Origin of the sequence: Microcoleus sp. T3_A4, from assembly GCF_036700465.1 — a bacterium.
Taxonomy (GTDB): Bacteria; Cyanobacteriota; Cyanobacteriia; order Cyanobacteriales; family Microcoleaceae; genus Microcoleus.
The window spans coordinates 786-13,900 of the sequence record NZ_JAUBOY010000002.1; the positions used below are offsets into that span (position 1 = coordinate 786).

At 43.8% G+C, this 13,115-nt stretch carries 7 protein-coding genes; 2 read left to right on the forward strand and 5 right to left on the reverse strand.

The features are described 5' to 3' along the window. The 5 genes from QUA07_RS01275 to QUA07_RS01295 all read right to left on the reverse strand — a co-directional run. Positions 1-3,157: WD40 domain-containing protein (locus QUA07_RS01275; protein ID WP_333321842.1), on the reverse strand; the 3,157-nt coding region annotated here is incomplete at its 3' end. Positions 3,158-3,193: 36 nt separating this feature from the next. Then, positions 3,194-5,470, reverse strand: coding sequence for an AAA-like domain-containing protein (locus QUA07_RS01280; RefSeq protein ID WP_333321844.1), 2,277 nt, complete (start codon positions 5,468-5,470; stop codon positions 3,194-3,196). 416 nt (positions 5,471-5,886) lie between these two features. Beyond that, on the reverse strand, positions 5,887-7,284 hold the full coding sequence (locus QUA07_RS01285; protein WP_333321846.1) for a serine/threonine-protein kinase: 1,398 nt from the start codon (positions 7,282-7,284) through the stop codon (positions 5,887-5,889). A gap of 29 nt (positions 7,285-7,313) precedes the next feature. Beyond that, positions 7,314-9,839 carry an ankyrin repeat domain-containing protein gene (locus QUA07_RS01290; RefSeq protein WP_333321848.1) on the reverse strand — a complete coding sequence of 842 codons (2,526 nt, stop codon included), beginning with the start codon at positions 9,837-9,839 and terminating at the stop codon, positions 7,314-7,316. A gap of 205 nt (positions 9,840-10,044) precedes the next feature. Continuing rightward, a complete protein-coding gene (locus QUA07_RS01295; protein WP_333321850.1) occupies positions 10,045-10,179 on the reverse strand; it encodes a DUF4058 family protein in 135 nt (44 codons plus the stop codon). A gap of 323 nt (positions 10,180-10,502) precedes the next feature. On the opposite strand from QUA07_RS01295, the gene fbp reads away from it, so the two are divergent. Both fbp and tal read left to right on the forward strand, forming a co-directional pair. Next, positions 10,503-11,576, forward strand: coding sequence for a class 1 fructose-bisphosphatase (gene fbp, locus QUA07_RS01300; protein ID WP_333321852.1), 1,074 nt, complete (start codon positions 10,503-10,505; stop codon positions 11,574-11,576). Positions 11,577-11,747: 171 nt separating this feature from the next. Then, positions 11,748-12,902, forward strand: a complete 1,155-nt coding sequence (gene tal, locus QUA07_RS01305) for a transaldolase (protein WP_333322238.1) — start codon at positions 11,748-11,750, stop codon at positions 12,900-12,902. The last annotated feature ends 213 nt before the right edge of the window (positions 12,903-13,115 follow it).

Sequence of the window (13,115 nt, forward strand, 5' to 3'; positions counted from 1 at the left end):
AAGTCAAGCCATCTGGACTAAAGGCAACGCTCCAGACCGAATCGCTGTGCCCGGTGAGGGTAGCAATGGGTTTTTGGCTTTGCAGATGCCACAGTTTGACGGTGTTGTCACTGCTAGCAGAAGCCAAAGTCAAGCCATCTGGACTAAAGGCAACGCTCCAGACCGAATCGCTGTGCCCGGTGAGGGTAGCAATGGGTTTTTGGGTTTCGATGTTCCACAGTTTGATGGTGTTGTCAAAGCTTGCAGAAGCCAAAGTCAAGCCATCTGGACTAAAGGCGACGCTATAAACCGAATAGCTATGCCCGGTGAGGGTAGCTATGGGTGTTTGGCTTTGCAGGTGCCACAGTTTGATGGTCTTGTCAAAGCTTGCAGAAGCCAAAGTCAAGCCATCTGGACTAAAGGCGACGCTTCTGACAGAATTGCTATGCTCGGTAAGGGTAGCAATTGGTATTTGGCTTTGCAGGTGCCACAGTTTGATGGTCTTGTCAGCGCTAGCAGAAGCCAAAGTCAAGCCATCTGGACTAAAGGCGACGCTATAGACCAGATTGCTGTGCCCGGTGAGGGTAGCTATGGGTGTTTGGCTTTGCAGGTGCCACAGTTTGATGGTTTTGTCAAAGCTTGCAGAAGCCAAAGTCAAGCCATCTGGACTAAAAGCGACGCTAATGACCGGATTGCTATGCCCGGTGAGGGTAGCTATGGGTGTTTGGCTTTGCAGGTGCCACACTTTGATGGTGTTGTCACTGCTAGCAGAAGCCAAAGTCAAGCCATCTGGACTAAAAGCGACGTTAATGATCGGATTGCTATGCCCGGTGAGGGTAGCTATGGGTGTTTGGCTTTGCAGGTGCCACACTTTGATGGTGTTGTCAAAGCTTGCAGAAGCCAAAGTCAAGCCATCTGGACTAAAGGCGACGCTATTGACCTCATTGCTATGCCCTCTGAAGGTAGCTATGGGTGTTTGGCTTTGGAGGTGCCACAGTTTGATGGTATTGTCACTGCTTGCAGAAGCCAAAGTCTTGCCATCTGGACTAAAGGCGACGCTTCTGACAGAATTGCTATGCCCGGTGAGGGTAGCGATGGATTTTTGGCTTTGGAGGTGCCACAGTTTGATGGTGTTGTCACTGCTTGCAGAAGCCAAAGTCTTGCCATCTGGACTAAAGGCAACGCTCCAGACCGAATCGCTGTGCTCGGTGAGGGTAGCGATGGGTTTGTGGCTTTCTAGGTGCCAAAGTTTGATGGTTTTGTCACTGCTTGCAGAAGCCAAAGTTTTGCCATCTGGACTAAAGGCGACGCTCAAGACCTGATTGCTATGCCCTCTGAGGGTAGCAATGAGTTTTTGGCTTTGCAGGTGCCACAGTTTGATGGTGTTGTCAAAGCTTGCAGAAGCTAAAGTTTTGCCATCTGGACTAAAGGCGACGCTTCGGACAGAATTTCTATGCCCGGTGAGGCTAGCGATGGGTGTTTGGGTTTCCATGTTCCACAGTTTGATGGTGTTGTCAAAGCTTGCAGAAGCCAATGTCTTGCCATCTGGACTAAAGGCGACGCTTCTGACAGAATTGCTATGCCCTTCCAAACTATTGCGCTCTTTTACTGCGGACGCTGCTTGTTGCAGGGCAGCTATCACTCGTCCTGTAATATGTTTTGTCATCTCGGCTGAAGCATCTAGTTGTTTGAATGCTTGCCCTGCCTTTAATGCTTCCAACAGTGCTTGGAATGTCTGTCCTGAACGAAATGATTCATTAGAAAAAGCCGTTTCCTGGATGACATTTGCTAAATTCTGGGCTTGAGTGACTTTATAGGTGGCTAATTGCTCTGCTTTAATTAGCGTCTCATTTGCCTCTTTCAAAATTTTATTCGCTTGTTTTTGTGTTTCTAACTCTCGTTCAACTTCCCGTTGTTGGACTTCCCGACTGGCAGTTAAAAACTGATAATCCAAAGGGCTCAAACTTTTATCTGCTGCCCAAGTTTGACCATCTTGCAAGGCTTGCCCGCGCAATAGTCGCGATTCATCTTGGCAATCAGAATCTATCCAAGCTTTAAAACTTTCGCTGTAAGGGCGGAGTTCCGCTAATTGTTTTTCCACCCAATCTAGGTTAAAAACCGATTGATAAATCCGGTTATAAACTTTAAGCTTGCTCGACTGCTTAACCACCAACCCAGTTAATCGTAGTTCCATTTGTTCTGGACTATCATCAGTCGCTATCTCATTGTGCTGCAAAATTTGCTGATATAGTCCCAATAACCGACTGGCACGCTGTTCGCTGCGTAAAATGCGATCGCAAATCGTCTTTAAATGCTCTGGTTCATCCTGTCCTTCCCAATACTCAATCACCTTTTCTCGAACTAAATCTCCCACCCACTCAGCAGGATTTTGGATTGAGGCAGAGTTGGCGTGATTGAGAAGTAATTTACAAACTTTTTGCGTTAAAAATGGCTGTCCACCAGTCCAATATAACACGGCTTCTAACAATGCTTGCGAATTTTCTGCTTGACTCTCTAACCCAACTGCCAAAGGTTGGGCTTCTGCTAATTGAAACCCCGTTAACTCTATCCCTCGACCAATATTAAAAGGAGTTCGTCGCTTGTCTTGAATTAAATCTGAGGGAGTAGCTACCCCTAACATTGTAAATGTTAATCGACGATAATTTGGTTTATCAGCTCGATTATTATAGCAATCACGAATTACCGCAAAAAAATCTTCTATTTTAAAATTTAAGCTGATTAAGCTGTCCGATTCATCGACAAAAATTACTATATTTTCTGAGATATGCTTGAGTAATACTTCTTCAACAAATTTACTAAATCGTTTAACATTCGATAATAACCTATTCTGCTCCCACCATTCATCTAAATCAAAAACGTCATACAAATCTAATCGGCTGACGATGCTATCAATCACGCCTGCATACCACTCTTCTGGCGTAATGTCTGAGGTTCCTATTTCTGTGATATCAATGCTACTACAGGCTATTCCCTCTGCTTGTAACCGCTGCATTGTCCGCACTCGCAGGGATGATTTTCCCATTTGTCGGGAATTAAGAACATAGCAAAATTCTCCAGCTTTTAAAGCTTGATAAAGTTCTTCATCCGCCTTTCTAGTGACATAAGTTGGGGCGTTTGCAGGCAGGCTACCCCCAACTTGATATTGATAATCCTTCATAGGTCATTGTTAATTTATAGGGGGAAAATCAGAGAATCAAGGAATCAATTTGTACAGTCGTACAGGTTCAGGAATTCCCTTTAACTGTTGCATACCTAAGTCAATCACATTTAAAGATAAGTGGGTTTTAACGACTTGATAAACTGTTTCAGAAATACAGATTCCTCCTGGCTCTGCTTTCCCTTCTAAACGAGCCGCTAAATTTACACCAGCACCCCTGATATCATTATTAAGAAAGAAGATTTCCCCCAAGTGAATACCAATCCGGTGTTGGAGGACATGACTCGCAGGTAAGGTTGTAGCACCTTCGGCGAGACTTCGCTGTATTTCTAGCGCACAGGCTACTGCTTTTACGGCACTTTCTGGAAAGAAAATTAATAAACCATCGCCCATTTCTTTAAGGACTTTGCCTTGATGTTTAGCGCAGATGCCTCGTATGATGTTGAAATCTCGATTCACTAATTCTAGTGTCAGCTTTTGGTTGGCAACTGATAAAGCCGTGGAATTAACGACATCCGAAAACATAATAGCTGCTAAATTACTCTCTACGCTCAAGCTTGATGGGTTATTAGATTGTTGCACAGCAGTCATATTTGGTTGGAGAAAGGCTAGGCGATGGCTAAAATATTGACGATACAAACCACACAATGGCATGACAGCATTTCCCTGAAATTTTATCAACCCCATGCTTCGCAATTTAAAAGCCTCTCCGGTATTAATTTCTACAGGTTGTTCGCTGTTAATGACTTGTCTAATTGTTGCTGCTAGTTCTGCATCTTGTTCCAAGTTAACTAAATGCCGTCGTAAATGATCGTAGTAAGGGCCTTCTTCAGTAGGAGCGACTTTTAGCAAGCTATCTAAGCTAATTCTCCCTCTGGCAATTTGGTAGAGAGCAACTCGCACTAAATAAGGATGACCGCCCACCATTTCCATCAGGTCACAAATCTCTTGATTTGACCAATTTAATTGGTGTCGATTCACTAAATCTGTTACCTGTTTCTGATTGAGTTCAGGTAATTCTATGGGCAATCCCACGTTAAATGGCGACTGATTAATATTGAGAGGAATATAAACTTCTTGAGAGTGAGAAATGACCAACCTCAGCTTTTTCCAAATTTCCTCATTTTTTCCCCGTTCGTGCCAAGCTCGTAATAATCCAAAGAAGTCGGTGGCTATTTCGGAATGCTCAAAAATGCGATCGACTTCATCTAACCCTAAAACAAGAGGCTGAACCGTGTTAGATAATAGATAGCGTTGGAAATACTTCGTGCTTTTATTTTTACTGCCGAGAACGCCTTTCCAATATTCTCCTAACTTGTCTTCTAAATTTAATTCATTGGTAATCTCACCACAAAACCACTGCAACAACTCATCAAGATTGGTGAGAAAACTGCCATCAGCCCATTGAAAGTTTAAATAAGCCGTTTGATAACCCTGTTCCTTGGCGTTGTATAAAATTCGCTGCACTAAGGAAGTTTTTCCCATGTGCCGGGGGGCTTTGATTCGGATTAAAGCTCCGGGCTTAACAATAGTTTGGTAGCAGTCAGATTCAATGGGAGGCCGATCGATATATAGGGGTGAATCTAAACTAACAGAACCTTCGGGGTTGTCTAAGTTGAGCAGAGAAAGGGGAGGGGCGGCGATCGATCGCGCATTTTCCACCACAGGCGACGACTCCTCAACGATATCGCTAGAAGCATCGGGCGATCGCTCTGCTGCATCCAACTCCGAAAAATCAGACTTTTTCTTTAATATCGGCGTAGGTTCTTCGGAAATTCCTGCCATGCTGATGCTAACGCAACCCAACTTATAGGCACGTTCGATCGACTCCCCCGCCGCCAACGTATCGTAAAACCCTACAGCAAACACTCGTGCGGCGTTATCTCCCAGCGTTTGCTTCATGCCGATCACGTATGGAATGTGACGTGCGATCGCCTCAGCTTGCACTTCTGAATAGCAAGCGTTGAGTATTACGCACTCCACGTACTCCTTAAACGCCTCAAACAAAGCTGCCAAAGCTTTGGTATTTACTAGCTTAATTTGTCCCGCCTCATCTTCCAAGGCTAAACCGCCTTCTCCTGCACCATGCCCTGAGAAATGCACAATCTCTGGTTTATAATCTAATATTGCTCGCTGCATCTCTCTTGGCGTCACCGCCCACTGTTGCTCCAGTTGGAACTTGTCGGCCTTTTTAGAACGTTGCAACCCCTCTGCAATTTCCTTCGCCTCTTTCTGTAAGTCCACAGGGGTGGTATTTTTGGGGTTGGCTGCCAAAAACAAGATAGTTTTTTTATTTCGAGTAGGAATACTCATCAATCGAACCTTCACGCTTAGGAGATACTGGAGCTTAAGGACACTACCCCACTCAGGGCGAGATATTTCTTGCCTTGACGGTATTTAAGCACAAACATCTTTATTTTTGTTGGTCAGTCAATTGGCAGAAAGGAGCACCCTGACTCAAGCATAACCAATCGACAAGGCGATCGCTACTCTCCAGTAATCATTTGAGCAACCTATTCCAGAAGTGCGATCGGCTTCCCCTTTTGCAGTCATATTTCATAAATATCGAGATTCTTTATAGTTTTATTCTCATGCCCGATCCAGGATTTTTTGATGATTATTATTGCCTAAATTAGTACATAAAATATTCTATACTTTCGCATTTATTTAATCCACGCACTCCTAAAAAAAACGGGTTTTTGATCGACTCTGTGGATATCAACAATGATTTATTTTAGTTTACTTAAACAATCATTCAATTCCCCAACCAACCATTCTTTCTCAGCTTGCGGCAAAAATAAGCCAAAACAATAGTTACGCGACTTGGTGCGAATCCGGCAAAAAGTCATCGATTTTTTGAGCAATGGCAGATGAATTACGCTCAACTTTACCCGCTGGATATCTTGAGGACTGATTTGAATTGGTCTAGTAAATAGACAAGAAGCAATCCTACACAAGCACCTACACAAGAACATCAAAGCATAAAATACGGTAAATATTATTACAGGTTTGCTTGATATAAATACAAACAGATGAAATGATTTACCTAGCGAGTAGGCTAAAGTGTATTTAAACAAGCTAACTATCGAGTATATCGGTCCGGGAATTAACCATAGGATTAAATCAAAAAATAACAAAATCAAAGAGAAGGAAAGTAAAATTTTATAACTCTGATGAATGAACTGGAAAAACCCTGTGAGTTTACTAGGGAAACGATCGGGGTATATATTGATGAATAACCACCGTTTAGCGTCAATTAAAGTAATTCGGGACTGGGGCGATCGCTTAAACATTTTTTCGCGATTAATCCCGCTTGGCTGTTTCCCTCGCAACGCTGATAAAGCATCTTTTGCTGAGTCAAATCTATCTTCAATTGCGGGTTCAATTATCTTCTCTAACCAGTTGGCAAACTCTGGAGAAATAGAGACGCGATCGCGGAATTTTATCTTCTGCTTTTGTCTGGGTAGATCGGATGGAAATTTCTGGGTTAACAGGAAAAGCAGCGTTGTGCCTAATCCATACAAATCTGTTGATAATACAGCTTTTCCTCTGAATTGTTCAGGTGCCATGTAACCGTAGGTTCCGACAACGGTACTGCCTCCAGTAACAGTATGATGGTAAGTATTTTGAACTGCGCCAAAATCAACTAGGAAGACTCGCCCATTTTTTTGCAGAATAATATTTTGGGGTTTAATATCTCGGTGGATCGCAGGAGGTAACAGCGATTGCAGGTAAGCTAGAATTTCTAGCAATTGATAGGCGATATGACGCACTTGAGCTTCATTTGGTTTCCAGCCATTTTCTATCAACTGTGCGAGAGATTTTCCCGGTGCGAGTTGTTGGGCGATATAAAAACAACGATCTTGGGAAGTATCAACTTGAAAGTAGTCAATGTAGCGAGGAATTCCCGGATGATTCAATCCCGATAAAGTTTTTGCTTCTCGTTCAAATAACTCGATTTTCTTCCATTCAGTTGTCAGACGCAAGGATAAAGCTTTGAGTGCAACTTTTTGATTGCTGTTTAAATCTACAGCAGCATAGGTGATTCCAACTCCACCCTGTCCTAATTTGCCGAGAATGCGATATCTTTCAGCAATAATTTTTTCCGTTCGTTGTAGTTTTTCCATATTTTTCTGCCTGGGTTGATTGTGGATAATTAATAGGTTGCACCGCGAGATTTGAGTATTTTAACTGTTGGTTTTTGGGCGGGGTTCAAGTTAGTTTCTGCTATCTTGAGTGGCGTGTCGCCATAGCAGTTTGTAGTATCAATTTTTGCACCTTTAGCAATCAGTAACTCTAAGATTTCTACAGTGTCATAATGTGCGGCTTGGTGGAGTGGAGTTGTGTTACACATATCTCTATTATTAACATCTGCACCGTTTTTAATTAGCAGTGCAGCAATATCATTGTGTCCGATCGCGATCGCTTGATACAATGGAGTTTGAGCGTTCGCATTTCTAGCGTTTACCCTTGCACCATTAGCAATTAGCAGTTCAGCGATATCTTGATAGCCTCGATCGACAGCAAGATGCAGGGGAGTTTGAAGCAAGTTATTTTTGGCATTAACGAATGCACCTTTGGCAATGAGTTGTTTGGCTACATCCTCAAGTTTGAAATCGACAGCGATATGCAGTAAAGTTCTGCCTTCTTTGTCTTCACTATTAACATCTGGGTTTTTACTAATTAGCAGCACCACTGTATCCTGAAGTTTCAGGTCTACGGCGATATCCAGTGGAGTTTTTCTTTGATTATCCTGGATATTAATTTCTGCACCTTTAGCAATCAGCAATTTTAAGATTTTTACAGTGCCATAATGTGCGGCTTTGTGCAGTGGAGTTGTGCCAGATCCATCTATATTATTGACATCTGTACCGTTGTTAATTAGCAGTGCAGCAATCTCATTGTGTCCGATCGCGATCGCTCGATACAATGGAGTTTGACCGTTCTCATTTCTAACGTTAACCCTTGCACCATTAGCAATTAGCAGTTCAGCGATATCTTGAGATCCTCGATCGACAGCTAGGTGTAACGGAGTATTTCCAGATTTGTCCCTAGCATTGACATCCAACATTAGCAAAGCAGCAACTTCTTTTGTGGTTGCATAGTGCAGTGGAGTTCTTCGATAGTCATCGCGGATCGCCACATTTGCACCGTCTTTAATTAGCTGTTGTACCAACTCCTTAAAACCTATTTGGGCTGCCTTATGTAATAAAGCTGTACTCTTGCCATTTTGGGCATTGTCTTCTTTGATGTTAATTTTTGCGCCTGCGGCGAGTAGTATCTTTGCGATCGCCTTCGATCGCGCTCTATGTAGAGGAGTCAAGCCATTTTTGTTTTTGGCATTGACATCCGCACCTTTAGCAATCAGCAACTTGGCCATTTCAGGCGATCGGGCAAAGAACAGAGGAGTTGTACATGTAATATTACACGGCTCAAATTGAGCTTCTCCCCAGGCGTTAATATCTGCACCTTTAGCAATTAGCGTCTGTGCCACTTTTATGCGATCGAACATAGCAGCGATGTGTAATGGGGTCCAGCCATATGGACCCTTAGCGTTGACATCTGCACCTTTGGCAATTAACAATTCTGCCACCTCTTTTGAGCCAGCAAAGTGTAGTAAATTCTTGTTATTTACCCTACTATTAGCATTAATACCAATATCCAGATAATGCCTAACAGTTTTAGTATCTCCCCGTTCAACAGCCTTGACAACTGCATTGGGGGTAAATCCAATCCGGTTGAGGATGGGATATTTAAAGTGATTGAAAACAGCAACAGTAGCAATAGCAGCAATTCCTATTTTGAGGCGCTTTTTCCATTGCGTCGGATTGGATTTAACGTTAACTATTCGAGGATTGCGAAGAGATTCAAGCGCTTCTTGTGCCGATTCAAAGCGGTTTTCTAAATCTGAGGCGATCGCTTTTTCTAACCAATCGGCAAATGCTGAAGAAATCTGAATTTGAGAGCGAAAATCTTTCTCTAGTATATTTGTCGGTAATTCGGCGGGGGAACGGTGGGTTAGTAAATACAACAATGTCGCTCCTAAACCATATAAATCTGTTGCAGGTACGGCTTGTCCGAGAAATTGTTCTGGAGCCATATAACCATAGGTTCCAACTACGGTACTTCCTCGCATTAAAGTATTGTAATAAGTGTTTTGCACTGCTCCAAAATCTACCAAGCAGACTGACCAATCTTTTTGTTTGTGGGAATCGATCGGCGATTTGAAAACAATATTTTCGGGTTTAATATCCCGGTGGATAACAGGTGGTGTCTGTGAATGGAGATAAACTAAAATCTCCAAAATTTGTGTTGCAATGCGTTGAATTTCAGGTTCACTAGCGTGCCAGCCATTTTCGACTAAACTGGCTAGAGATTGCCCTTGGGCCAGTTCTTGTACTATATAAAAACAACGGTTATCGGGAGTATCGACATAAAAATAATCCAAATAACGCGGAATTCCCGGATGATTCAATTTTGATAAAACATTGGCTTCTCGTTCAAAGAGTTCCAGGACTTTCCAGTCATTCATCTTCTGTAAAGACAAAGCTTTGAGTGCGACTCGCTGGTGTGTTTGGAGGTCAACGGCTTCATAAGTTGTGCTACTACCGCCTTCTCCGAGTAGCTTTTTAATTTGATAGTGTTTGACTAAGTTATGGGGAATTTGTTCGACAATATCCATAGCATTATCCTGGATTGATGAGTACCAACAAACATTTTATATTTGGGTTTTAAAACCCCACACTTTGAAAAATTTATGCAATGTAAATTGAGTGTTTGAGTATATTTCAAACAAGTCAATAGAAAAGTCAATGACGGACTCTGTATATTTGCTTAAATTTCAATTACCGTATTTCTATGGATAGCTTACCCAGAATTTTGGAGTGTCATATCGCCTTTGGCGAAAATTTACGTACGGGATATTGATCGTAATCGAGCCGATAATCATAGCCGACGCGATCGTAAATGCCTGCAAGCAATTCCGGCAAATTAACAATAGGTTCTACATCTTCTTCGCGCAAAGGAAGTTGTCGGTCTTTTTGAGATGCTAGCCAACGTTCGTAGGCTTCTCTATCGCCACTTTTTCTCTCAGCGCCCTCTGCGTCCTCTGCGGTTAATCAAAAAAAGTAGTGATTTTGGATACAATTCCCGACTCAACAGTCGATCGAACGCCTCAATTTTCGATGCGGATCTAAAATTCACCTAAAGTTCGACGCCCTTTGGCAAAACCCTTCCTAAGATAGAAGTTGGGGGACGATCGGTCTTTTAGCCGATTCAGGAGCAAGAGTCAAGGACTCCATCGAACCCAAATCCAGAGCAGCAAGACAGGGAGGACATCAAAATCATGGTAAACGCGCCGACAGGGGAAGCCCGACTGGGCCCGATCGATCAGGTGCAAGCCTTAGACCGCGATTGCACAACCCTATCTCGTCACGTACTCCAGCAACTTCAAAGCTTTTCAGCAGATGCTCAGGATCTCAGTGCCCTGATGAATCGCATCGGGCTCGCAGCCAAGCTGATCGCGAGGCGACTCAGCAGAGCCGGATTAATGGCAGATGCCTTGGGGTTTACAGGGGCTACGAACGTGCAGGGAGAATCCGTCAAAAAGATGGATATCTATGCTAATGAAGTGTTTATCTCGGTATTCCAGCAAAGCGGACTGGTATGCCGCTTGGCTTCGGAGGAAATGGAAAAACCCTACTACATTCCCGAAAATTGTCCGATCGGGCGTTACAGTCTGCTCTACGACCCCATAGACGGTTCTTCCAATCTTGACATCAATCTCAATGTAGGCTCCATATTCAGCATCCGCAAGCAAGAGGGGGACGATGAAGACGGTTCTGCTTCCGACTTGCTGCAACATGGACACAAACAAATAGCGGCTGGCTACGTACTCTACGGCCCTAGTACCATGCTGGTTTATTCGATCGGTCAGGGTGTTCATTCCTTTACCCTCGATCCCAGTTTGGGCGAGTTTATTCTAGCTAACGAAAACATTAAGGTTCCCGATCGCGGCCCAATTTACAGCGTTAATGAAGGCAACTTCTGGCAGTGGGAGGAATCTCTGAGAGACTACATTCGGTATGTACACCGCAGCGAAGGCTACAGCGCCCGGTACGGTGGGGCTTTGGTGGGAGATTTCCACCGGATTTTGTTCCAGGGAGGCGTGTTTTTGTACCCCGGAACGGTCAAACAACCGGAGGGCAAATTGCGCTTGCTCTACGAATCGGCTCCTTTGGCGTTTTTGATGGAGCAAGCCGGCGGGCGCGCCAGTACGGGCATTCAAGACATCTTAGACGTTGTGCCGACCAAACTGCACGAGCGATCGCCCTTGATTGTCGGCAGTAAAGAAAATGTAGCGATGGTTGAGTCTTTTATTCAAGATCGATCGCGCAATCCTAGAACAGTCCAAGAGTGAAGTCATTAGTCATTAGTCATTAGTCATTAGTCATTAGTCATTAGTCATTAGTCATTAGTCATTGGTGATTAGAACCAAAAAATCACAACTAACAACTAAGCAATGCCCAATGCTTTTAGACCCCATCCTAAATTCCCAATTCCCAATTATCAAATGGTAGGAGTTACAGTAATGGCGGAAACAACAAAGAATCACCTGTTAGAAATCAAAGAAATTGGCCAAAGTATTTGGATGGACAATTTGACTCGCGATCTGATCGAGTCCGGCGAACTCAAACAGATGATTGAAAGTAGGGGACTGCGTGGGATTACATCTAATCCAGCTATTTTTGAGAAAGCGATCGCGGGCAATGTGATTTACGACGCGGATATCGAAGCGGGCATCCGGGCGGGTAAATCTGTCATGGAGATTTACGAATCTCTGGTATTTGAAGATATCCGCAACGCTTGCGACATCTTCGCCCCAGTTTACGCAGAGTCGAAGGGTTTGGACGGCTACATAAGCATTGAAGTGCCACCGACGATCGCCAACGACACAGAAAGCACGATTAGCGAAGCCATGCGCTATTACAAAGCCCTCGGCAAAGAAAACGTGATGATTAAGATTCCGGGAACCGCTGAAGGTTTGCCCGCAGTCGAGCGAGTCATCAGCGAAGGCATTAACGTTAACGTGACTTTGCTGTTCTCGGTTGACAGCTACGTCGAAACCTTCTGGGCTTACATTCGCGGTTTGGAAGCGCGGGTGGCTAAAGGTTTGGATGTGAGCAATATTGCTTCTGTTGCCAGTTTCTTCTTGAGCCGGATCGACATCAATGTCGATGGCAAGATTGACGAGAAACTCAAAAATGTCACAGATATTTCCACAAAAGCTAAACTGGAAGCGGTGAAGGGGAAAGTGGCGATCGCCAATGCGAAGATAGCTTACCAGAAGTATAAAGAGATCGTAGCGAGCGATCGCTGGCAAGCTTTAGCAGCCAAAGGAGCGAAAGTGCAGCGCTTACTGTGGGCTTCCACCAGCACCAAAAACCCCAACTATAGCGATGTCATGTATGTTGATGAATTAATCGGCCCAGACACCGTTAACACTTTGCCACCGAACACCGTTGAAGCTTGTTTCGACCACTGCGATGTCGCACCCCGGATTGAGAACAACGTTGAAGAAGCTTACACGCTGATCGAAAGTCTCAAAGATCCCGACATCGACATCAACTTGGACAAAGTGATGGAAGACTTGCTCCTCGACGGGATTGCAAAATTTGTCGGGCCGTTCCAATCCCTGATGGATTCCTTGCAAGAGAAAGTCCAGAAGTTGTCACCCGTAGCTTAGGCAGATATCTGTATCCTGAAAGGCAGAAGCATTTAGGAATCGGAGTAGATAATTATTTGGGTTCTTAAATGCTGAGTTTTAAATCCTCTCTAGGAATTTTGAGATTAATGGATGTCATAGTTCCTAGAGAGCAAAATCATCTGCCTCCTCTAGCAGTATTAAGAACCGATTAACTCTCTCACCCAGCAACTAGCAGAAATGACCGTAAACTAT